Source organism: Caballeronia sp. LZ065 (assembly GCF_031450975.1).
Classification (GTDB): Bacteria; Pseudomonadota; Gammaproteobacteria; order Burkholderiales; family Burkholderiaceae; genus Caballeronia.
In genome coordinates this window covers 1,307,488-1,329,542 of sequence record NZ_JARUXV010000003.1, presented here as the reverse complement: position 1 = coordinate 1,329,542, position 22,055 = coordinate 1,307,488, and the positions used below count along the sequence as shown (strand labels likewise).

19 protein-coding genes are annotated in these 22,055 nt (G+C 66.0%); 17 read left to right on the top strand and 2 right to left on the bottom strand.

The genetic code is table 11. The features are described 5' to 3' along the window. The first annotated feature begins 100 nt into the window (after positions 1 to 100). The 9 genes from QCE63_RS26065 to QCE63_RS26025 all read left to right on the top strand — a co-directional run bounded on the left by QCE63_RS26065 (position 101) and on the right by QCE63_RS26025 (position 13,391). Positions 101 to 1,405: a citrate:proton symporter gene (locus QCE63_RS26065; protein ID WP_309837099.1), complete on the top strand. Its 1,305-nt coding sequence runs from the start codon at positions 101 to 103 to the stop codon at positions 1,403 to 1,405. Positions 1,406 to 1,423: 18 nt separating this feature from the next. Further along, a complete protein-coding gene (locus QCE63_RS26060) occupies positions 1,424 to 2,779 on the top strand; it encodes an acyclic terpene utilization AtuA family protein (protein WP_309837098.1) in 1,356 nt (451 codons plus the stop codon). After that, complete coding sequence (locus QCE63_RS26055) at positions 2,766 to 3,077, top strand: hypothetical protein (RefSeq protein ID WP_309837096.1); 312 nt, start codon at positions 2,766 to 2,768, stop codon at positions 3,075 to 3,077. Before QCE63_RS26060 ends, QCE63_RS26055 begins: the two co-directional genes overlap by 14 nt. Before the next feature lie 754 nt (positions 3,078 to 3,831). Beyond that, positions 3,832 to 6,009: a cellulose biosynthesis cyclic di-GMP-binding regulatory protein BcsB gene (locus tag QCE63_RS26050; RefSeq protein WP_309837094.1), complete on the top strand. Its 2,178-nt coding sequence runs from the start codon at positions 3,832 to 3,834 to the stop codon at positions 6,007 to 6,009. Then, positions 6,006 to 8,186 (top strand): glycosyl transferase family protein, encoded by a 2,181-nt coding sequence (locus QCE63_RS26045; protein WP_309837093.1) that lies wholly within the window; start codon positions 6,006 to 6,008, stop codon positions 8,184 to 8,186. Before QCE63_RS26050 ends, QCE63_RS26045 begins: the two co-directional genes overlap by 4 nt. Then, positions 8,183 to 10,612, top strand: a complete 2,430-nt coding sequence (locus tag QCE63_RS26040; RefSeq protein ID WP_309837092.1) for an NfrA family protein — start codon at positions 8,183 to 8,185, stop codon at positions 10,610 to 10,612. The genes QCE63_RS26045 and QCE63_RS26040 overlap by 4 nt, the downstream gene beginning before the upstream one ends. 26 nt (positions 10,613 to 10,638) lie before the next feature. Beyond that, entirely contained in the window at positions 10,639 to 11,508 is an 870-nt protein-coding gene (locus tag QCE63_RS26035; protein WP_404990178.1) for a hypothetical protein, read from the top strand. Positions 11,509 to 11,665: 157 nt separating this feature from the next. Then, positions 11,666 to 12,415: a hypothetical protein gene (locus tag QCE63_RS26030; protein WP_309837091.1), complete on the top strand. Its 750-nt coding sequence runs from the start codon at positions 11,666 to 11,668 to the stop codon at positions 12,413 to 12,415. Positions 12,416 to 12,464: 49 nt separating this feature from the next. After that, complete coding sequence (locus QCE63_RS26025; protein WP_309837089.1) at positions 12,465 to 13,391, top strand: hypothetical protein; 927 nt, start codon at positions 12,465 to 12,467, stop codon at positions 13,389 to 13,391. A 12-nt stretch (positions 13,392 to 13,403) separates the two neighbouring features. Here QCE63_RS26025 and QCE63_RS26020 read toward each other — a convergent pair whose 3' ends face one another. After that, positions 13,404 to 14,795 carry a PLP-dependent aminotransferase family protein gene (locus QCE63_RS26020; RefSeq protein WP_309837088.1) on the bottom strand — a complete coding sequence of 464 codons (1,392 nt, stop codon included), beginning with the start codon at positions 14,793 to 14,795 and terminating at the stop codon, positions 13,404 to 13,406. Between the two features lie 30 nt (positions 14,796 to 14,825). Then, on the bottom strand, positions 14,826 to 15,155 hold the full coding sequence (locus QCE63_RS26015) for a hypothetical protein (RefSeq protein ID WP_309837087.1): 330 nt from the start codon (positions 15,153 to 15,155) through the stop codon (positions 14,826 to 14,828). Positions 15,156 to 15,182: 27 nt separating this feature from the next. On the opposite strand from QCE63_RS26015, the gene QCE63_RS26010 reads away from it, so the two are divergent. The 8 genes from QCE63_RS26010 to QCE63_RS25975 are packed head-to-tail and all read left to right on the top strand — an operon-like array spanning position 15,183 to position 22,026. After that, on the top strand, positions 15,183 to 15,665 hold the full coding sequence (locus tag QCE63_RS26010; RefSeq protein WP_309837086.1) for an MSMEG_0572/Sll0783 family nitrogen starvation response protein: 483 nt from the start codon (positions 15,183 to 15,185) through the stop codon (positions 15,663 to 15,665). Between the two features lie 5 nt (positions 15,666 to 15,670). Beyond that, a complete protein-coding gene (locus tag QCE63_RS26005) occupies positions 15,671 to 16,678 on the top strand; it encodes a Nit6803 family nitrilase (protein ID WP_309837085.1) in 1,008 nt (335 codons plus the stop codon). Further along, a complete protein-coding gene (locus QCE63_RS26000; RefSeq protein WP_309837348.1) occupies positions 16,671 to 17,741 on the top strand; it encodes an MSMEG_0568 family radical SAM protein in 1,071 nt (356 codons plus the stop codon). The genes QCE63_RS26005 and QCE63_RS26000 overlap by 8 nt, the downstream gene beginning before the upstream one ends. Before the next feature lie 2 nt (positions 17,742 to 17,743). Beyond that, positions 17,744 to 18,304 (top strand): MSMEG_0567/Sll0786 family nitrogen starvation N-acetyltransferase, encoded by a 561-nt coding sequence (locus tag QCE63_RS25995; protein WP_309837084.1) that lies wholly within the window; start codon positions 17,744 to 17,746, stop codon positions 18,302 to 18,304. Continuing rightward, positions 18,301 to 19,251, top strand: coding sequence for a sll0787 family AIR synthase-like protein (locus tag QCE63_RS25990; protein WP_309837083.1), 951 nt, complete (start codon positions 18,301 to 18,303; stop codon positions 19,249 to 19,251). Before QCE63_RS25995 ends, QCE63_RS25990 begins: the two co-directional genes overlap by 4 nt. Further along, positions 19,239 to 20,450 (top strand): MSMEG_0565 family glycosyltransferase, encoded by a 1,212-nt coding sequence (locus QCE63_RS25985; protein WP_309837081.1) that lies wholly within the window; start codon positions 19,239 to 19,241, stop codon positions 20,448 to 20,450. Before QCE63_RS25990 ends, QCE63_RS25985 begins: the two co-directional genes overlap by 13 nt. Continuing rightward, positions 20,429 to 20,713, top strand: coding sequence for an MSMEG_0570 family nitrogen starvation response protein (locus QCE63_RS25980; protein ID WP_309837080.1), 285 nt, complete (start codon positions 20,429 to 20,431; stop codon positions 20,711 to 20,713). Before QCE63_RS25985 ends, QCE63_RS25980 begins: the two co-directional genes overlap by 22 nt. A gap of 23 nt (positions 20,714 to 20,736) precedes the next feature. Then, entirely contained in the window at positions 20,737 to 22,026 is a 1,290-nt protein-coding gene (locus tag QCE63_RS25975; RefSeq protein WP_309837078.1) for an MSMEG_0569 family flavin-dependent oxidoreductase, read from the top strand. Positions 22,027 to 22,055: the final 29 nt, after the last annotated feature.

Genomic DNA, 22,055 nt, shown 5'->3' with positions numbered 1-22,055 from the left:
TATGAGATGTGATGGCTGCGATCAAATCATTTCAATTGTGTTATCGCTGCATCGAACTTACGCTGAACGGCATCAAAAAACAAGATTCGGAGACACGTTCATGCTGCCGCTGCTCGGCCTGACCACCATCGTCGTCCTGCTCGGGGCGATCCTCTCAAAACGCATGTCGCCGCTCGTCGCGCTGATCATCGTGCCGATTGCGGCGTCGCTGCTCGGCGGGTTCGGCTTGCAGACCAGCAAGTTCGTCATCGACGGCCTGAAGAGTCTCGCGCCGGTCGTGGGCATGTTCGTGTTCGCGATCCTGTACTTCGGCACGATCACCGACGCCGGCACGCTCGATCCGATCATCGACCGCATCCTGCGCGCGGTCGGCACGAAGCCGACGCGCATCGTGATGGGCACGGCGCTGCTCGCGCTCCTGATCCATCTGGACGGCTCCGGCGCAGTCTGCTTTCTTGTCACGATCCCGGCGATGCTGCCGCTCTACGAACGCCTGAAGATGGACAAGCGCGTGCTGGCGGCGGCGGTCTCGATGGCGGCGGGCATCAACTTCCTGCCGTGGACCGGGCCGATGATCCGCGCGTCCGCCTCGCTGCATCTGCCCATTTCCGCGCTTTTCAATCCGCTGATCCCGGTGCAGGCCGTGGGCCTCGTGTTCGTGTTCGGCATGGCGTGGTGGCTCGGACGGCGCGAGGAAAAGCGCCTCGGCTATTCCGGCGCGAGCGGTTCCGTGCCGCTGCCGAAGCGCGAACTGACGCCCGAGGAACAGGCGCTGCGCCGTCCGAAGAACTTCTGGTTCAACATCGTGCTGACGGTGATCGTGCTCGGCACGATGGTCGTGATGGGCGAGAAGATTCCGCCCGCGATCATGTTCATGGTGGGTCTGTGCATCGCGCTGATGGTGAACTACCCGAACGTCGAGATGCAGCGCAAGCGCATCGACGCGCACGCCCGCGCCGCGCTGATGATGGCGGGCATCCTGCTCGCGGCCGGCGTGTTCACCGGCGTCATGCAGGGCAGCGGCATGCTCAAGGCGATGGCGCAGGCAGCGGTCGGCTTCGTGCCGCCCGCGATGGCGGGGCACATTCCCGTCGTGCTCGGCGTGCTGTCGATGCCGCTCTCCATGTTGTTCGATCCCGACTCGTTCTATTTCGGCGTGCTGCCGGTGATCGCCGAAGTGGCGTCGCAACTGGGCGTCGCGCCGGTGCACGTCGGCCAGGCGGCGCTGCTCGGACAGATGACGACCGGCTTTCCCGTCAGCCCGCTCACGCCCGCGACCTTTCTTGTCGTCGGCCTGTGCGGCATCGATCTCGCGGACCATCAGAAGTTCACTTTCCCGCTGCTGTTCGGCGCGTCGCTCGTCATGACGCTTGCGTGCGTGCTGCTGGGCGTGTTTCCGCTTTAACCCCGACTGGACGAAGTCATGAAGGACATCATCAGAATTGGCGCAGGCGCGGGCTATTCGGGCGACCGCATCGAGCCGGCCGTCGAACTCGCGGAGCACGGCGCGCTCGACTATCTCGTGTTCGAGTGTCTCGCCGAGCGCACCATCGCGCTGGCGCAACAGTCGCGCCGCCACGATCCCGGGTCCGGCTACGACCCCTTGCTCGAAGCCCGCATGCGCGCCGTGCTGCCCATCGCGGCGAAGAACGGCGTGCGCATCATCTCGAACATGGGCGCGGCCAATCCGCGCGCGGCCGCGCGCAGGACCGCCGAGATCGCACGCGAACTGGGCTTGTCGCTGAAGATCGCGGCCGTGACCGGCGACGACGTGCTGGACGTCGTGCTGAGCGCGCCGCTGCGCTTCGAGGAATCGGGCGACGAGGTCGGCGCTTATGCGGGGCGCATCGTCTCGGCGAATGCGTATCTGGGCGCGGCGCCGATCGTCAATGCCCTGGCGGCGGGCGCGGACATCGTGCTGACGGGGCGGGTGGCCGACCCGTCGCTGTTCGCCGCACCGCTGATCCATGCATTCGGCTGGCGCATGGACGACTGGAACGCGCTCGGCCAGGCGACGGTCGTGGGTCATCTGCTCGAATGCGCGGGCCAGGTGACGGGCGGCTATTTCGCCGATCCCGGGTACAAGGACGTAAGCGCGCTTTCACGCCTGGGCTTTCCGATGGGCGAAGTGAGCGCGGACGGATCGGTCGTCGTGACGAAGGTGCCGCACGCGGGCGGCGCGGTGACCGAAGCGACCTGCAAGGAACAACTGCTCTACGAAATCCACGATCCGGCGCGTTACCTCCAGCCGGACGTGGTCGCCGATTTCACGCAAGTCCGCGTCGCGCAGGAAGCGCCGGACCGCGTGCGCGTGACGGGCGGGCGCGGTCATGAACGCACCGGGACGCTCAAGGTATCGGTGGCGTATGTAGACGGCTTCATCGGTGAAGGACAGATTTCCTATGGCGGCCCGGGCGCGCTGGCACGCGCGCGGCTTGCACTCGATATCGTGCGGGAACGGCTCGCGCTCACGGGCGTCGAGACGTCCGAACTGCGTTTCGACGTGATCGGCGTGAACGCGCTGTATGGCGAGACGCTGGCCGCCGGTCACGCAGAACCGTATGAAGTCCGCGTGCGTGTAACAGGACGCGCGGCGAACGCGCGCGAAGCGGCGCGCATCGGCAACGAGGTCGAGACGCTGTATACCAATGGCCCGGCGGGCGGCGGCGGAGTGACGAAGGCGACGCGCGAAGTCATCGCTGTGCAGTCGGTGCTGTTGCCATGCGAGCACGTGAAGCCGGCTTTCGAATTCGTGGAGACAAACGATGAAACTGCGTGAACTGGCCCACGGCCGCACTGGCGACAAGGGCAACACGCTCAATGTCTCGGTGATCTGCTTCCACCCGCAACACTACGCGCACGTCCGCGAGCAAGTGACGCCGGAGCGTGTCAAGGCGCATCTCGCGGACGTCGTCAAAGGCGAAGTCGTGCGCCATGAACTGCCGAATCTTCATGCCTTCAACTTCGTGCTGAGTCAGGCGCTCGGCGGCGGGGTCACGCGTTCGCTTGCGCTCGATGCGCACGGCAAGTCAGTGAGCGCCGCACTGCTCGATATCGAGATCGATGCACCCGCATGAGCTTGAATGTGTATTCATCGTATGGATTGAATACGCATGCACCATGCATCTTCAGATCGCGTGACTAACTAACCATTCTGGCCAAAATCAGTAAAAAGCACTGTCTGAAGATAGACAAAAATTAGCCAATACCCGCCCTGAAGCTCTCGTTAGACTTTTTTACATTTTTGTTGTCTGGCCGTTCTAAAACGGCTGAATACAATCCGTTTTGTCAAAAGATTGTGTCGTCGTCGGGACAATGAAAACGAAGCCAACAACGCAATCTTCCAGCTTCGGGTTAGCGCCCGATGCTGTCGAGGCAAGGTCGCGCACGAGGGCGCGGAACGAGCAGCCGGCAATTCGTTCCGTGGCATGCGCGGCGAGCCGTCATCGCCCGAAATCAGTCCGGGCGTCCATCTCGTTGACACGCAGGGCCGTTGCGGATTGTCCGTGCGCGCGACTGCGGTTGGCCTTCCCGGAACGACGGGAGCGCCGTGCCCTCATGGATTGATCGAAGCGCTTTGCGGCTTTCCACGACGCTTCTGTCGAGCAACACCCAGCACTGAGTCATTCGCCGGAATTCGGGTCTCACGCTATCGCGGCGTTCGCGATGTCAATTCACGCTCGGCGGCAACCGGTATCTACCGGCCGCCGGCGGCGCATTGACTTCGTCAATGCGCCGCATCGCGTCAAATGCGAGTCAAGTAATTTGATCTACGACAACTTCAAGCGGCGTCAACGAGGCGCCGTACGGACCTTCATCGCCGCGTGCGCCGTGTTTGCGAACATCGTGCCGCGCCTGGCGCTTGCCGCTGCGCCAGCGGACCCGAGCCTCGCGGACGCGTTCTCGCACCTCGCCGCCGATGTACAGGAAACGCGCACCGTCACGCTCCGGCAACTCGGCCTGCTGGAAAGCGTCGCGCTCAATGCGCCCGATACGCGCCGTGAATTCTTCCTGCCGGTGCCCGCGGGCGTGCCGCTCAAGGACGCCGCTCTGCAGTTCGATGGCGGGTATGTGCGCGGCGACGGCGGCCGCGTGACCATGCTGCTCTCGCTCGACGGCTCGCCGGTGCTGGCCCGCGCCTTCACGCAGGACGCGGGCGGCGTGTCGCTGAATCTGGGTGTGGACGGCGCGCCGCGCAACGCGGGCTTCGTGCGCCTGGGGTTGGGCTTTGCATCGGTGATCAACCAGAACGATTGCACGGATCAGACGGCGATCGGCAATGTCTTGCGCGTGGATCCGGCCACGCGTCTCACCTTCCGCTTCGATCCCGCCGACGTGCAGGACCTGCGCACCGCATGGAGCGCGTTACCGTACGCGCCGGTGTTGGCGGTGTCGGGGCGCAAGCTGTCTGGCAGCGCCTACGACACCGCGTGGCGCACCGACGCGCTCTTGCAGCGCGACGGCAAGCGGCCCGTGATGCAGGCGCTGCCGGCGCCGGGCGATACGGTCGATCTGGGCACGCTCGATGTCCCCGCGCCGCTGCGCGCGATCCCCGCGTTCGCCGCGCTGGCCGGCGGCGGCCAGCATGTGCTCGCGAACCAGGCAGAACTGGGCGCGCTGGTCGCGCTGAGTCCGCGCACGGCGTTCGGCCCCGACGTGGTGGTGGCCGATGAAACGATGCGCCGCACGCTCGGCGCGGCGCTCGACGCGTTGCGGCTGCAAGTGACCGCGGCATCCGCCGACGCGCTCGCCGCCTTCGATACCTGGCGCACGCGCACGGCCTCGCAACTGACGGCGCCGCTCGCGCCGGGCGAAGTGCGCGTCGCGCACGTGGGCGGCCGGGCGCTGATCGTCGTGGGCGACACGCGCGGCATCGGCGCGCTGGCGCACGGCTGGCGGCCAATCGATGTATCGGACCGGGTGATCGTGCATCGTATCGACGTGGAGCAGCAGGCGCGCGGCGACAACGTTCCGTTGTCCGATCTCGGCGGCGATCCGCGCAGCATCGACGTGCAGACCGACGCTTCGTGGGTGGCGCGCTTCGACCTGGCCGCCGCCTCGGGCAACGGACGCCTGCCGGCGCAGGTGGTGCTGGATCTGGCGGCGTCGCCGACACTCTCCAACGGCGGCGCGACCGCCACCGTCTACTTCAACGACGTGATGATCGGCGCGCGCCTCATCAATGTCGATGGCGCGCGCCAGCGGCTCATCGCGTCGATTCCGCGCTATGCGCTCGCGCGTACCAACGAGTTGCGCGTGTCGTTTCGCCGTCAGCCGGATGCCGGTTGCCAGGCGCGTCAGGCGTATCCGGTCGCGGTCTTGCCGACGAGCCATCTGCGGCTTGCGAAGGCCACGCCGGAAGACAGCTTCGCGGGGATGGCGGCGCGCTATGCGTCGTCGGCGACGGTGTACGTGCCGCGCGCCTATCTCGACGACGCACTCGCCAGCGTGCCCCGTCTGGCCGTGCTGACCGGCGCGGCGGGCATCGCGCCGGCCACCGCGAAGTTCGCCGTGGCGTCCACGCAGGCCGCCACGCAGCCGGACGGCCCGTTCCTCGCCGCAGACGTGAGCTTCGACGGCGAGAAGAACCCCGCGCTGTATTCGGCGCAGCGTCTGTCGCTGAGCTCGCCCTCCGGCGACACGCTGCTCGACCTGTCGGGTCTCTCGCGCGTCGCGGTGGTGAGCGTGGCGAGCGCGGGCGGGCAGAGCGGCATCGTCTATCGCTCGGCGGGCGCGGCGCCCGTGCTGACCGACAAGCTCCAGCTTTCGCGCGGCAACATCGCGGTGGTGGACGGCAGCGGCGTGCTCAAGCAATTCGACACCGTGAACCCCGACGATCTCTCCGACGAAACCGCAAACAGCACCGACTGGGTCACGCATCACTGGGCGCGCTGGGGCATTCCGGCCGTGCTGGTAGTGCTGCTGCTCGCGCTGATCGTGCTGGCGGGACGGGCGCGGCGCAAACACCAGAACGGGCAGCGCCGCGCGCAGGACGAGGACCGCGCGTGATGCTGGAGACGCTCAGGTGGTACGGCGGCATCCTGCTCGCCGATTACTACCAGGGACTGGAGTACATGGCCGCGACGGTTGCGGCCATCATCCTGCTGTCGAGCGTGGATGATCTCTTCATCGACGTCTGGTACTGGACGCGCAAGGTTTGGCGACGCGTGACGGTGGAGCGCCGTTACGCGCCGCTCACGGTCGAACAACTCTATGCGCGCGATGAACAGCCCATCGCGATCATGGTGCCCGCCTGGCACGAGCAGGACGTGATCGCCGCGATGATCGAGGATCTGGTGCGCGTGCTCGATTACCGCGCATACACCGTGTTCGTCGGCACCTATCAGAACGATGCCGCGACGATTGCCGAAGTGGAGCGCATGCGGCATCGCTACAAGCATCTGCATCGCGTGGAAGTGCCGCACGACGGCCCGACCTGCAAGGCCGACTGCCTCAACTGGCTGGTCCAGGCCATCATGCATTACGAGTTCGAGGCGGGCATCGAGTTCGCGGGCATCGTCATGCATGACAGCGAAGACGTGCTGCATCCCGTCGAGCTGAAGTTCTTCAACTATCTCCTGCCGCGCAAGGACATGATTCAGCTGCCGGTGGCGTCGCTGGAACGGCACTGGTTCGAACTCGTCGCGGGCACCTACATGGACGAGTTCGCTGAATGGCACGGCAAGGATCTCGTCGTGCGGGAGAGTCTGGCCGGCGCGGTGCCTTCGGCGGGCGTGGGCACGTGCTTCTCGAGGCGCGCCATGCGCGCGTTGGTCGAGCAGACGGAGCAGCAGCCGTTCAATACCGAAAGCCTCACCGAGGACTACGACATCGGCGCGCGCATCCTCAAGCTCGGCATGCAGTCCATCTTTCCGCTGTTTCCGGTCGAATTCACGACGCGCCGCAAGGGCTGGTTCGGCCTCGGCCCCGAACGCGAGATCCGCATGACCATGCCGCTGTGCGTGCGCGAGTTCTTCCCCGATACCTTCCGCACCGCCTACCGGCAGCGTGCGCGCTGGACGCTCGGCATCGGCCTGCAAGGCTGGGCGCTGACCGGCTGGAGCGGCTCGCTGGCGAACCGCTATCTGCTGTTGCGCGATCGCAAGGGCGTCGTGACGGCCTTCGTCGGCATGCTCGCGTATCTGCTCGCGGGGCAGTTCATGCTGTTCGCCGCCGCGTCTTACTTTGGCATCGCGACGCGCTTCTTTCCGTCGCCGTTCATCGATTCGGGCTGGCTCCAGGCGCTGCTGATCGCGAATTCGATCGCGCTCGTGCTGCGCGTCACGCAACGCATCATCTTCACGACCCGCCTGTATGGCTGGGAGCACGGCGTGCTCGCGGTGCCGCGCATGGTGATCGGCAACGTCATCAACTTCATGGCGGTGTCGCGCGCGTGGCGGCTGTTCATCGTGCATACGCTGACGGGGCGCAGGCTCGCGTGGGACAAGACGATGCACGATTTCCCGAGCAACGAAGGCCTGCGCGACACGCGTCAGGAACTGGGCGAACTGCTCGTGTCGTGGCAGGCGATCGATCCCGAGCGGCTCGACGAGGCGCGCCGCACCGAGCATGCGCGCGAGGCGCCGATCGGGCGCGTGCTCATCACGCGCGGCTGGCTCGATGAAGAGACGCTCGCGGAAGCCCTCGCGTTTCAGGCGGACTTGCCGCGCGGCCGTTTCGATCTGGCGCGCATGGATCTCACGCAGGTGGCAACGCCGGATACGCTCGTGCGGCTGCGTGCGCTGCCTCAGGGTACTGACGCGAACGGGCACGCGCTGTTCGTCTGCGCGAGCCTGCTCGACGACGGCGCGCTCGCGGAATTGAGTACGGCGGCGGGCCGCGCGGTGAGCTTGCAGGTGGTGCGCGAGAGCGAGATCACGGCGGGTCTGCGGATGCTGCGCGCAGTGGGAAGGCTGGTCCATCCGGAAGCGGTCGATGACGAGCGCTGGCCCCAACCCGCCGATGAACCCGTGGCCGACGGCGTGCCGCTGCTCGGCGACATCATGATCGAGATGGGACTCGTCACGCGTGGCGCGTTCGAGACGGCGTTGCAGCAGTATCGGCCGGAGCGGCATGGGCGGATCGGCGACTATCTGGTGGCGGAAGGCGTGATCACGCACGAAGCGTTGACCGTCGCGATCGGCGAGCAGCGCCGCCGCCATCGCGCGCGGACTGCCCAGTCGTGACGGCGCGCTTCTCCCGCCGCCTGGGCATCGCGGCATGGGCCGCCGCGACCGTGTGCGCGCCCTCCGCCGTGTTTGCCGATGCGAACCTGCCGCTGCCGTTGAGCGGCGCGTCGTATCGGGTGGCGCGCGAGGCCTTCGCGGCCTATGACCAACACCGTTACGCCGATGCCGTTGCAGGCGCGCGCGAAGCGATTCGCCAGCGGCCCGACGTGCCCGAATTGCGTCTGCTGCTGGCGAATGCGCTGGCGGCGCGCGGGCGTCTGAAGGATGCGCAACGCGTGCTGGATGACGCCGTCGCGCAGTTCGGGCCGACGCCTGCGTTGACGGCGCGGCGGCGGCAGATCGAGATTCTGATCGCGTCGGGCGGCATGGGTGGCGTGCCGGGCGATCTGCCGGCGCCGGCGCTCAAGGCCGCGCGGGCTGCCTATGGGGCGTATGGCCGGAAGGACTATGTGGTCGCGGCGAGCGCGAGCCGCGAGGCGGTGCGGCTCGCGCCACAGGTCGAGCGCTTGCGCGTTCTGCTGATCGATTCCCTCACCGCCAGTAGCGACGATGCAGCCGCGTGGGCCGCCGCCGTCGATGCCACGGCGCGCTTCGGCGACAGCGACGGTTTGCGTACGCGGCGCCGCTTCATCGGCGACCGGCTCGCGCCGGCCGAGTCGCGGGCGGCGTATGTAGCGCGTGAGAAGGGCGATCTCGATGAAGCGCAGCGGCACGCGCAGCAGGCGCTGGTGTACGCGCCGGGGCGCGCGGATTTCCGTATGCAGCTGATCGAGACGATGTTCGCGCGCGATGATCTGGCGGGCGTGGAAGCCGCAGCCGATGACGCCATTGCACGCAATCCGGACGATGCCCTCGCGTGGGCGCTGCGCGGCTATGCGCGCGCGGCGCGCGGCGCGGATGGGGACTTCGCGCGGGTGCTGTCCTTGTCTGTTCCTTCGAAGGATGAACGCCAGGACCGCGATGCACGCGTGGCGCGGACGATCGTCGCAGACGTGAGACTGGCCCAAGGCGACGCGCAAAGCGCGCTCGATGCGCTGCCTTCGGCACGCTCGAAGGCCGCAGACGACACCGATGCCGCGATCGCCTTGCGTCGCCATCGTGCGCAGGCACTGGCACAACGCGGCCTGACGCAGACCGCGCGAGTCGATCCGCAGGCGCGTCCGACCTTCGAGTGTCGCGCCGATGAATTCGGCGCATCGTGCGATGTCTACGCGCACGATCCGGCGCTCGCCGCGACCCGCGCGGCGCGTCTGGCGGAGCAACGCGGCGAGCGCGGCGCGGCGGCGGATAACTGGCGCACCGCGATTGCCGCCGTGCCGGACGATCCGCAGCCGCGTATCGCGCTGATCGACGACCTCGTCGCGGTGGGCCGCACGCGTGAGGCGTCGGACGCGGCGCGCGGCGTCATCGACGCGCAACTGCTCGACACGCTGACCGACGTGCAGGCGGCTTTCGTCGCGCAACGCGCCGGGAACAATGCCCTCGCGCTGCATTACTTCGCGCTTGCGGACCGCGACGGCAAGTTGCCTGCATCCGCGCAAGCCGATGCGGGTTACGCGGCGCTCGGGATGCATCGTGCAGGCGAGGGCGCGCGCTATCTGGAGCATGCGATCGACCGCAGCGCGGACGGTCCCGCCGACGAGGCGCTCTCCGCACAGGCGCTGAACGATGCCCGCGCGGCGCACGCTGAAGCCACGCGCGACTGGGGCTTCAGCGCAGCGGTGAACTATCGCGGCAATGGCGCGCAACAAGGCGTTGCGTTTTCACCGGTGCTGGGCGTGTCGAACAACTGGCAGGCGGGCGTGGAGGCGTACTGGCGTCCGTTCGGCAGTCTCGGCGACCGCATGTTCGAAGTCTATGCGCGCAGCTACGAGAACTTCGGCGTGAAGGGCGGCGGGCCGTCCGGAGCGTCGACGTGGCAAGCGGCGTTCGGCGCGCGGGTGAAGCCGTTCGCGTCGGCCAATGCGATTTTCGCGATCGAGAAGATCCTGCCGCTCGGTTCGGACGTGCGCTCGGACTGGCTGGCGCGCGCCGCCTACTCGAACGGCTTCGGCGACGCGCGCCGGCTCGACGTGCCGAGCTGGTGGACCGGCACGGTGTACGGCGAGGCGGGCCATTACATCGCGAACCATTCGACCTACGCGACGGCCAACGCGCGGCTCGGCCGCAGCTATCGCGTGGATGCGCTCAGTCCGCGCCTGACCGTGTTTCCGCATGCGGTGGTCGGCATGGACTACGACTCGACGATCGATCACAGCGTGCCGGTGGGCATCGGCGCGGGCGTGTCGGCGCGCTGGGCGTTTCGCGGCGGCAGGTATGACGCGCCGCGCTCGTTCGTCGATGTATCGGTGCAATACCGCTTCAGAGTCGCGGGCGACGACCGCGCGAAGGGCGTGTTCTTCGGTGCGGTATTCTCGTACTGACGCCACTGCTTTCCGCTTTCCGCGCCATGTTCCCGTTTCTTCATTTCCATCCGCTGATGGCCGCGCGCTGCGCCGTGCTGGCGGCCGCGTGCTGCGCCTTTTCCGTTGCTTGCGCCGATACCGCGCCGGCACGGCTGGTGCACGGCATGGTCTGGCAACCCGACAACGCGCACTCGGACCCGCACGGCGACTGGGACAAGCTGGGCGCGCACGAACTCATCGTGCAGTGGACGGCGGTGGACGGTCTCTCGTTCCTGCCGGGAACGGGCCTGCGCGCGGCGGCGCGGCTGCCGGACTGGGAGCGCATCGGTCACGAGCCGTGGGCCCGCGACGTGATCATCGGGCTGGCGGGCCGCTTCGACGAAGCCGCAGCGCGCGCGAACACGGCGCAGTTGTTCAACGAATCGATGCAGCTCGTGGATGCCCGTCCGCCGGTGCATGTCACGGGTTACTACTTTCCCGTCGAGATCGATCCGACGTGGCAGAACGCGGGTGCGCTGCGCGCGATGCTGGATGCGCTGCCCCGGCCGTTGTGGATCAGCGTCTACGATCGCGCGAACGTGGGCGGCGTGGCGCTGGCGGCATGGCTCGACGAATGGCTGCCGCGCGACGTCGGCGTGTTGCTGCAGGACGGTTGCGGGGTGTATGCGCGTGAGCCGCGCGTCGCACGGGAGTATGCGGATCAACTGGCGGCGAAGCTGGGGCGCGCGCGCGTCAGGATCATTGCGGAGGCGTTCCGGCCGCAGGTGGGAGGGGGATTTCGGGCGGCTACGGCGGCGGAACTGAAGCCGCAGATCGATGCGTATCGGGGTTATCGGATCTATTTGTTCGATGGTCCGCATTATGTGTCGAACCAGCTCGTGCAGCAGTTGCTGGATGCTTACGGGAGGCGGTGATAAGCGAGTGTGGAGCGAAGAATCCGAATTCCTTCGGGGTATTGCGTAGTGGTGATGGCAAGTGCTGTCGGCATGCTAGATTGAGCGCTGTCAAAGCCCAATGGCGGTTCGCCACGCATCAAGCCCTAAGTCTTCAGGATGTCTGAGGTAGTCCGCAATGCCAGTTCCGATTTTTGATAGCTCCGCGTGGTGTGAATTCCGCGGCATTCCCGCCTGTGACGGGTCCAATGGCACCACGCATCTCGCTGCCATCCGCGACGCTTCCGGGCAGTTGCGCAGTTGCTTCGTGAAACTTCTCAAGCCCAATACACCAGCGCTCTTGTGCGAGGCGGTAGGGTGGGTGCTGGCGGCATCGGTGGGGGTGGCGGTGCCGGGTTTCGGCGCGATCATGCTCGTTCCCATGGATAGATTGCGGAAAGACATGCCGTTGCCCGCGTGGACCGACGGGCTCGACCTGTGTGCCGCGTGGTGCTGCGAGGTCGTTGCGGGAAAGTCCGTCAAGCAAGTTCACAAGTGGGCCTTCTGGCTTTCGCGCAGACGCTGTCTGCAGAGCCAGGAAGTTCGAAATATCGCTGCATTCAACATCTGGACCGACAACCGTGACCGCAACTTCGGCAATCTCATCCAGACCTCGAACGGTGCTTACATCGCCATCGACCACGAGACGTTGCTTCACGACCTCTTGTGGCTTTCCATGGGCATTTCGTATAAGTCCCGAAGTCTCGTCGATGAGGCGAAGCGGCATCTCTCCGCGGCAGAGTGGAATGCATTTCATGCCGCCATGACTGCTTCCGCAGGCACGCATGAACGTGCTCTGTCATCAGCACAGGCTTCACTGAGCAAGTCATCAACGTGCTTTCGCCTGGCGCAGCGCCTGAGCTGGCGCAAGGCATCATGGGGTATCTGAAATCCCGGGCTACCGCAGGCTGGCTCGCACAGAGGCTGGAAGGCATCGCATGAGCCTTTCATCCCACTTCCACGACCTCGGAAACCCCGAGCATTTGGCCCGTCTGGCCACGGCAACCATCAAGCCATCCTTCTCAGGCACATGGGGCACTGTCGAACTACAGCCGGACGTCTTCGTTCCGCAATGCTTCAGCGTCGGCGTTATTGTGCAGCCCGAAGGCAAGGCGCTGAGGTTTCAGCTTCTCGAAGACTACAAAAGCTTCGATTGCGTCTATGGGGACGCCTTTCCGCGACACGCTATCCGCGAAATCATGACGCATGTCGAGGAATCGCTGCATCGCGCCGCTCGCAACCAGACTGCGATGAACGCGGTCACGTTCGACTCGGCCACCTTGCGTGTGTCAACGCCTGCCTATACCTCCGGCGACGATGTCGAATCCACCCTCGACCGTCTGTTCCAGGAAGTCACTGTCATGGCGCCGAAGATCAGAGCGGGCCGGCGAGACTTCGCCTCGCTGGAGACGTCACGCGTGCGCGCACTCGTGGACCAGGAGTTGAAGCGAATCGCTCACCTCGACTACGAAAAGTTCGTGCTTGGCACGGAGAGCGGTTCGGGTGAGTTTGTGGACGACCGCGGCGTGAAGCACTTTCTCGACTTCAACCTGAAGACCCGCACCGCGTGCGGAAGCGTCGTGTCGGCTGTGTACAAGAACGCCAGTACTGTCGAATTCAACGTGCTGAAATCCAGCCGCGACCTGACGACGTATTCGCGGATTCGAAATTTGCAGGACATGGGGCTCTTCCTGCTGCTGCCGGACAAGCAGCAACTCGACGCACGCGACTACCAAGGCATTCTCGACGTCATCGAGGAACAAGCATGGAAACTGAAGCGCGACGGCTTCCGTGTCGTCAGTCTGCCGTCCAAAACGGAACTGGCCCGGGAAATCTATGAGTGGGCGCTGCCCTCTCTCCAATAGCCCCACTCCCCCTCACAACATCGGCACATGCAAATGATGCGGATCGCCCAGCATGTCCGCCACACGTCGAAGCGCTTCCCTGCAATCCTCCCGGTCCTGCGGGCCGCCGAGACACAAACGCAACGCGTTCGGCGGATTGCCATCGGTGGAGAACGCCGCGCCCGCCACCGCGCCGATCCCCTGGCTACGCAACTGCAGTGCCAGTTCCGGCGCGCTCCAGTCGGATACCGATGGCACCGGCAGCCAGAGATGAAAACCGTGCGGGTTGGCATCGAAGGCGAATTCGTGCAGTTCCGCTGACGCAATCGCCTGCCGCGCGGCGGCTTCGTCGCGGATCGCGTTCAGCACGTCGGCGGCGGTGCCGTCATTGACCCACTGCGTCGCGAGCAGCACGGTGAACGGACTCGGCATCACCGAGGTCGCGCGCAAGGCGCCTGCAATCCGCTGCGTCTGGCGCGGCGTGGGCGCGCTCAGGTAAGCCACGCGCAATCCCGCGCCCAGCGTCTTCGACAACCCGGTCACGTGATAGGTCAGTTCGGGCGCGAGTTCGGCCAGTGTCGGCGGCGCATCGGGCGGCAACATGCCGTAGGGCTCATCCTCGATGATCGGCACGTTGTAGCGCAGCGCCACGTCGGCGAGTGCCTCGCGCCGCCGACGCGTCAAAGTCAGCGTGCTCGGATTCTGCAAGGTCGGATTGCAGTAGAAGCCGCCTGGTTTCTCCGTCCTGCACAGCGCCTCGAACGCGTGCGGCAGCGGTCCGTCGTCGTCGCGTGCCAGCGCTTGCAGACGCACGCCCAGTTGCGAGGCGATCGCCTTGATGCCCGGATAGGCCAGCGAGTCCAGACAGATCATCTCGCCCGGCCGCGCCAGTTGCGACACCAGCGCCACCAACGCCCCGTGAATGCCCGGACACACGAGCACGGTATCGGCTTCGCAAGCAGGCACGCGCGGGCGCAGCCAGTCGCGCCCCGCCGCGCGATCCGCGGCCAAGCCGCCGAAATCCTGATAACGCAGCAGCTGGAACGGATCGGCGCGTTCCATCAGCCGCGTCGCCGAAGCCCGCAAGCGCGCCGCGAGCGCGGGCGGTTCAGGCGGCATGTTCATCGACATCTCGACGCTCCCGCCTCCCGCCAGCGGCAAGGTCTGCGTCCTGCCGCGCACGAAGGTGCCGCTGCCGGCGCGGGCGTCGAGCAGGCCGCGCTTGCGGGCTTCCGCATACGCGCGCGCGACCGTCGTGTAGTTCAGATTCAGCAGGCCGGCGAGATCGCGCAAGCCGGGAAGCCGGTCGCGTGGGCGCAGGCGGCCGCTCGCGAGATCTTCCTCGATCAGATCAGGGATCGTCAGGTAAGCAGGCTTCCTGCTCTCTTCGAGTTTCCTGATCCAGTGATGTGCCGGCTGATTCATGTCCGCGATGATCCTCGCAACAGGTTCGCTTTATCTTTGCATGTCAAAACAATCGAAGGGAAAAGATCGGATCGCCGGATTGGACTTGATTGCATTGATCGCATCGATGCACGCCTTCGGTGTACGACGCACCATGCCCACGCCCGTCTGCGCTGAAATCGTGCGCGCGGCTTCAGCGCGCGGTTCGCGGCTTGCCTCACGAAAGGCCCTCCAGCAAGGCTCCGGCAAAATATTTTCGGTTCCGTCGAGCAAGTTCGTTTTGCTTGATTGCAAAGTGATTGCATTTCGCGGGCCAATCATTGGCATACCCGTTGCAATTGAGAGCTCGTCGGCGCGCTGCGTGAGACAGCGCGCCGGCATCGAACCTCATACTCATCGGAGAATGTCATGCCCGCAGTCCATCAACCGCTTCACAAGAACGGCGATTTTCTGGTCGACTACGAAGAGAAAGTCTTCGAGGACGTGAAGGCCGAGCCCGGTGAGAAGGCGCTTGTCACGTTTCACACCGTCGCGTTCGAAGGGTCGATCGGCTTCGTGAACCTGTTGCAGGCCACGCGTCTGCAACGCAAGGGCTTCGACACCTCCGTGCTGCTGTACGGCCCCGGCGTGACGCTCGGTCTGCAACGCGGTTTTCCGACGCTCGGCGACGAAGCCTTCCCCGGCCATCTCAACTTCAACAAGCAACTGCAGAAGTTCATGGCCGAAGGCGGCAAGGTCTACGCGTGCCGCTTCGCGTTGCAGGCGCTGTATGGACACGGCGAGGCATCGCTGATCGAAGGTATCCGCCCGATCAACCCGCTCGACGTGCTGGATATCCAGCTGCTCCATCGCAAGGACAACGCGCTGATCATCCATACCTGGACCGTGTGACGATCATGCCCGATGCCCTTTCGACACCGCGCGTCGTGCGCGCGGCGGCCGTGCAGATCACGCCGGACTTCGAGCGCCCGAACGGCACGCTCGACCGCGTGTGCACGGCCATCGACGAAGCCGCGGCGCAGGGCGTGCGGCTGATCGTCTTTCCCGAGACCTTCGTGCCGTACTACCCGTACTTCTCGTTCGTGCGCGCGCCGGTGGCATCGGGCGCGGATCACATGAAGCTCTACGAGCAGGCCGTGGTGGTGCCCGGCCCGGTCACGCAGGCCGTGTCCGAGCACGCGCGGCTATGCAATATGGTGGTCGTGCTGGGCGTGAACGAACGCGATCACGGCAGCCTGTACAACACGCAACTCATCTTCGATACCGACGGCACGCTGCGCCTCAAGCGCCGCAAGATCACGCCGACCTTTCACGAACGCATGATCTGGGGCCAGGGCGACGCGGCGGGCCTGAAAGTGGTGAACACCGGCGTGGGACGCGTGGGCGCGCTCGCGTGCTGGGAGCACTACAACCCGCTCGCGCGCTACGCATTGATGACGCAGCACGAAGAGATCCATTGCAGCCAGTTCCCCGGCTCGCTGGTCGGTCCGATCTTCGCGGAGCAGATCGAAGTGACGATCCGCCATCACGCGCTGGAGTCGGGCTGCTTCGTCGTCAACGCGACCGGCTGGCTGACCGACACGCAGATCGAAGCCATCACGCCCGATCCCAACCTGCAACGCGCGCTGCGCGGCGGCTGCAATACCGCGATCGTGTCGCCGGAAGGCCAGCATCTCGCCGAGCCGCTGCGCGAGGGCGAAGGCATGGTGATCGCCGACCTCGACATGGCGCTCATCACGAAGCGCAAACGCATGATGGATTCGGTCGGTCACTACGCGCGGCCGGAGTTGCTGAGCCTCGCGATCAACGACCGCCCGGCATCGCCCGTCACCTCTTTCAAGGACACCCACGACGATGAACGCCCGCGAGAACCTGCCGGCATCGAGCCGGCAATTGATGACTGAATTGCAGTCGGCCGGCCTGCGGCTGGTCGATCCGCACGCGGGCGTGTCGAGCCGGCGCGGCGGCGCGGGGCCGTCGGACCACAAGGCCGTGACGGTGGACGGGGTGACCATCATGGTGCCCGTGCATACCAGCAGCGCATGGGATTCGCCGTTCGTCGCGGGTCAGCCGGACGCGCACGGCATCAGCGCGCTGACGCGCAACGCCATCCCGATCGCCAGCATCAGCTTTCCGAAAGCGCCGCGTTTCTACGCGATGCAGACGCTCGACGGCGTGCCGTACTCGCATATCGCGACGCTGCACAGCGCCGACGTGCTCGCCACCACCGTGCTGCAAACCTGCATCCGCTACGAGAGCCGCCGCAAGTCGTGCAAGTTCTGCGCGATCGGCCAGTCGCTGGCCGCGGGCCGCACGATTGCACACAAGACGCCGGAGCAGCTCGCCGAAGTGGCGCGCGCGGCGGTGTTGCTGGACGGCGTCAAGCACATGGTGCTGACGACCGGCACGCCGCCGACGCCCGATCGCGGCGCACGGGTGTTGTGCGAGAGTGCGTTTGCGATCAGGGCCGCCGTGAACCTGCCGATTCAGGCGCAATGCGAGCCGCCCGACGACGACCGCTGGTTCGAGCGCATGAAGGCGAGCGGCATCGATACGCTCGGCATGCATCTGGAAGCTGTCACGCCGGCCGTGCGCGACCGCATCATGCCGGGCAAGGCGACGGTGCCGATGACGCGCTACATGGAAGCCTTCGAGGCGGCGGTCGCGGTGTTCGGGCGGGGCCAGGTGAGCACCTACATTCTCGCGGGACTGGGCGACAGCGCGGAGGCCATCGTGGATATGGCGCGCGAGTTGATCGGGCTCGGCGTGTATCCGTTCGTCGTGCCCTTCGTGCCGATCAGCGGCACGCCGCTCGAAGATCATCCCGCGCCTGCGCCCGAGTTCATGCGTGCGGTGCTGGCGCCCATCGGCGCCATGCTCGGCGAAACAGGCATGCGTTCCGCCGATATCAAGGCGGGCTGCGGCAAGTGCGGCGCGTGCTCGTCGTTGTCATCGTACGAGGGCTGACCATGTTCGTCGAAGCCATGGAAGGCGATGCACTCGATCTCGACTACACGCCGGTCGAATTTCGCGTCAAATGGGCGACGCTGCCCTGGGAAGCGGAGGAAGCGTACAAGTTGCGGCGCGCGGTGTTCTGCATCGAGCAGGGCGTGTTCGTTGGCGATGATCGCGACGAGATCGACGCGCGCGCCCAGTTGCTGGTCGCGTTGAGTTGTGTCGGGGGCATGCCGGATCAGGTCGTCGGCACGGTGCGCATTCACGAGCGCGAGCCGGGCGTGTGGCTCGGTTCGCGGCTGGCGGTGCATGCGGCATTCCGTTCACACGGCAAGATCGGCTCGACGCTCATCCGGCTGGCCGTGTCGAGCGCGCATGCGCTCGGCTGCGAGACGTTTCTCGCGCATGTCCAGGAGCAGAACGTGCCGCTGTTCCGGCGTCTGCGCTGGGACACGCAGCAGGAGGAAACGCTGTTCGGCCGCGCGCATCATCTGATGCGCGCGCAGCTCGATGCCTATCCGCCGTGCCTCACGCCGCAGAGCGGTTTTGTTGCGCTCGCGCGGAGGCTGCCGTGAAGCCTTTGGCGGGTTTGGTCGAGCGACTGAGAGAAAGCCGGGGCTTTTGCCACAAGCGCGATATCTCGCGGGTGCTCGCGCACTTGCCAACAGGCGCGCGCGATGTGGCGATCGGTGACGATTGCGCCGCGATTCCCGAGGGCGACGGCTTCCTGCTCTTTGCAATCGAAGGTCTGGTGAGCGACTTCGTCCAGACGATGCCGTGGTTCGCGGGCTACAGCGGCGTCATGGTGAACGTCAGCGACATCTACGCGATGGGCGGCCGCCCGCTCGCCGTCGTCGATGCGCTATGGAGCGGCAGCGCGCAGGCCGCAGGCGAGGTGCTGGCGGGCATGACGGCGGCATCGCGGGTATATGGCGTGCCGATCGTCGGCGGCCACAGCAACGTGCGCAGCGAAGGGGCGCAGCTCGCGGTGGCTATCGTCGGCCGTGCGCGCAGGCTCTTGACCAGCTTCGATGCCCGTCCCGGCGATGCGCTCGTCATGGCCGTCGATCTGCGCGGGCGTTTCGAGGAGCCATATCCGTTCTGGAACGCGTCGGTGGGCGCGCCGGAAGGCCGCGCGCGGGGCGATTTCGAACTGTTGCCCGCGCTGGCCGAAGACGGCCTGTGCGATGCGGCGAAAGACATCAGCATGGCGGGCGCGCTCGGCACGGCGCTGATGCTGCTCGAATGCTCGAACGTCGGTGCGCGTATCGATCTCGACGCGGTGCCTTGTCCCCCGGAAGTCGATTTCGAGCGCTGGCTCACGGCGTTTCCGAGCTTCGGCTTTGTGCTCTCGGTGCGCAAGGAGCATGTCGGCGATGTGCTCGCACGCTTTGCTTCGCGTGATATCGCGAGTGCGGTGATCGGCGAGGTGGACGCGTCGCGCGAGGTGGTCGTGATGCGCGGCGACGATGCGGCCTTGCTCTGGAATCTTCGCGAGGAACCGTTCATATGCGCGCGCTGAACGCACTGCGAATCGGATTGCCGACGCATTCGGTGAATCCGCGTGGCGGCGTCGTGCATACGCTCGAACTGGCGCGCGCATTGCACGAAGCCGGACACGAAGTCACTGTTTTCGCACCCGCACGGCCGGGCGAGTCGATGTTTCGCGCGTCGCCGTGCCGGATCGCGCTGGCGCGTATCGACGGCGAGACGCCCGGGCTGACCGGCATGGTCGCGCAGCGCATTCGCGCATTGAAGCGCACGCTCGTCGACATGGGCCCGGACAGCTTCGACGTGCTGCATGCGCAGGACAGCATCGGCGGGAACGCGCTCGCGGAACTGAAAGATGAGTGTGCGATTCGTGGCTTCGTGCGCACGGTGCATCATCTCGACCACTTCGACGACCCGCAACTCGACCACTGGCAACGCCGCGCCTGGCAGGACGCGGATGCCGTGTTCTGCGTCAGCGACGCCTGGACGCGCGTCATGCGTTCGACCTATGGCGTGATGGCGCACACGGTGTCGAACGGCATCGACGCAACGCGCTATGGCGTTCGCGCCGATGCGGACACGCCCGCGCTGCGCGAGCGCTTTGGCATCGGCGAGGGACCGGTCGTGCTCGCGGTGGGCGGAATCGAGGAACGCAAGAACACGTCGATGCTGCTCGAAGCGTTCGCCTTGTTGCGCGCACGGCGGCCGGACGCGCAACTCGTGCTGGCGGGCGGCGCAAGTCTGCTCGATCACGATGACTACACGCAGCGTTTCCGTGCGCGCGCGGCGGCGTTAAAACTCGAAGTCGGCGCGCGCGGTACGCCGGTGATCGTGACGGGCGCGCTGCCGGACGCCGCGATGCCCGCGCTGTTCCGCCTCGCTGATGCCGTATCGATGATCTCGCTTCGCGAAGGCTTTGGCCTCGTGGTGCTCGAAGCGCTCGCAAGCGGACGGCCGGTCGTGGTGTCGCGCATCGCGCCTTTCACCGACTATCTCGACGACCACACCTGCACCTTCGCCGATCCACGCGACGCGTCATCGATTGCCGCCGCGCTCGTCGATGCGATCGACGGTGACAGCGGCATCGACTTCGTTCAGGCCGTGCCTGCGCTGTTGCGGCGCTTTACGTGGCAAGCGAGTGCCGCGCGGCATCTCGATCTCTATCGCGCATGGCTCGAAACCGATCAACCTTCCAACGGAGCCACGACATGCCCGTCATGCACTTCCTGATTCGCTGGCCCGATGGCGTCGAAGCGAACTGCTATTCGCCTTCGACCGTCGTCGGCGAGTTCTTCACGGCGGGCCAGCGCTATCCCGTCGATGACTTCGTTGCGCGTTCCCGCAAGGCCCTGCACATCGGCTCGGAACGGGTGCGCGAGAAATACGGTTTCGCCTGCTCCGCCGCGCTCGATCAGCTTGCGCGCATCGAAGAAGATGCGCGCCGTTTCCACGATGCACACGAAGCACGGGTCACCGTGCTCGCGCTCGATTAACGCTTTCGTTCAGGGGATGCACCATGTCCAGCATCGATTCAAGCGGCGCTGCGCCGAAGCATGTCAGCGTGATCGTCGTCGGCGGAGGGCAGGCCGGGCTGTCGGTCAGCCATTTCCTGCAGCAGGCTCATATCGATCATCTCGTGCTGGAAAAGCACAGCGTCACGCACACCTGGCGCACGCAGCGCTGGGACACGTTCTGTCTCGTGACGCCCAACTGGCAGTGCGCGCTGCCGGGGCATCCGTATGACGGCGCGGATCCGCACGGTTTCATGAAGAAGGGCGAGATCATCGCCTATCTCGACGCCTTCATCGCGAAGGTCAATGCGCCCGTGCTGGAAGGCGCGGCGGTCACGCGCGTGACGCGCGATGCGGAGGGCCGCTATCACGTGACAAGCACGCGCGGCGACTTCACCGCCGATCAACTGGTCGTGGCTTCCGGCGGCTATCACACGCCCATCGTGCCGCGCATGGCCGAGCGCCTGCCGCCGGGCATCGCGCAGGTGCAGTCGTCGGAATATCGTCACGCGGACGCCTTGCCGCCCGGCGCGGTGCTGGTCGTCGGCTCGGGGCAGTCGGGGGCGCAGATCGCCGAGGACCTGCATCTGTCGGGCCGCAAGGTGCATCTCGCCGTGGGAGAAGCGCCACGCTGTGCGCGCTTTCATCGCGGCCGCGACGTGGTGGACTGGCTCGCCGACATGCGCTATTACGACATGCCCGTGACCGATCATCCGCTGCGTGAAGGCGTGCGCGACAACACCAACCATTACGTCACCGGGCGCGATGGCGGACGCGATATCGACTTGCGCCGGTTCGCGCGCGAAGGCATGGAACTATTCGGGCGGCTGGAGGATTTCCGTGACGGCACGATGCGCTTCGCGACCAATCTGCGCAAAAACCTCGACGAAGCGGACGATATCTATAACCGCATCAACGCGAGTATCGATGGCTTCATCGCGAAGCATGGCATCGAGGCGCCGCCTGCCGCGCCGTATGTGCCGCTCTGGCAGCCGCACGAAGAGCGCGCGGAACTCGATCTTGACGCCAGTGGCATTACGTCGATTGTCTGGTGCATCGGCTTTACGCCGGATTTCGGCTGGCTCGACGCGCCGGTGTTCAATGGCCGAGGCTATCCGTCGCACGCGCGCGGCGTGACGGCGGTGCCGGGGCTTTACTTCGTCGGACTGCCGTGGCTGCATACATGGGGATCGGGACGCTTCTCGGGCGTCGCGCGCGATGCCCAGTATGTTGTCGATGCAATCTGCGCTGAGCGGGCTTCCGTGCCGGACAGCGTGTCGATTGCGGCCGCGTGAAGGGCGCGTTAAACCCGACGCGGGCCGCT

Coding starts and splice junctions, on each gene's coding strand:
- QCE63_RS26065 (WP_309837099.1), top strand. CDS start 101: ATGCTGCCGCTGCTCGGCCTGACCACCATCGTCGTCCTGCTCGGGGCG.
- QCE63_RS26020 (WP_309837088.1), bottom strand. CDS start 14,795: ATGAATCAGCCGGCACATCACTGGATCAGGAAACTCGAAGAGAGCAGG.
- QCE63_RS26010 (WP_309837086.1), top strand. CDS start 15,183: ATGCCCGCAGTCCATCAACCGCTTCACAAGAACGGCGATTTTCTGGTC.
- QCE63_RS26015 (WP_309837087.1), bottom strand. CDS start 15,155: ATGCCGGCGCGCTGTCTCACGCAGCGCGCCGACGAGCTCTCAATTGCA.
- QCE63_RS25980 (WP_309837080.1), top strand. CDS start 20,429: ATGCCCGTCATGCACTTCCTGATTCGCTGGCCCGATGGCGTCGAAGCG.
- QCE63_RS26025 (WP_309837089.1), top strand. CDS start 12,465: ATGAGCCTTTCATCCCACTTCCACGACCTCGGAAACCCCGAGCATTTG.
- QCE63_RS26000 (WP_309837348.1), top strand. CDS start 16,671: ATGACTGAATTGCAGTCGGCCGGCCTGCGGCTGGTCGATCCGCACGCG.
- QCE63_RS26030 (WP_309837091.1), top strand. CDS start 11,666: ATGCCAGTTCCGATTTTTGATAGCTCCGCGTGGTGTGAATTCCGCGGC.
- QCE63_RS25975 (WP_309837078.1), top strand. CDS start 20,737: ATGTCCAGCATCGATTCAAGCGGCGCTGCGCCGAAGCATGTCAGCGTG.
- QCE63_RS25995 (WP_309837084.1), top strand. CDS start 17,744: ATGTTCGTCGAAGCCATGGAAGGCGATGCACTCGATCTCGACTACACG.
- QCE63_RS25985 (WP_309837081.1), top strand. CDS start 19,239: ATGCGCGCGCTGAACGCACTGCGAATCGGATTGCCGACGCATTCGGTG.
- QCE63_RS26060 (WP_309837098.1), top strand. CDS start 1,424: ATGAAGGACATCATCAGAATTGGCGCAGGCGCGGGCTATTCGGGCGAC.
- QCE63_RS26035 (WP_404990178.1), top strand. CDS start 10,639: ATGTTCCCGTTTCTTCATTTCCATCCGCTGATGGCCGCGCGCTGCGCC.
- QCE63_RS26055 (WP_309837096.1), top strand. CDS start 2,766: ATGAAACTGCGTGAACTGGCCCACGGCCGCACTGGCGACAAGGGCAAC.
- QCE63_RS26005 (WP_309837085.1), top strand. CDS start 15,671: ATGCCCGATGCCCTTTCGACACCGCGCGTCGTGCGCGCGGCGGCCGTG.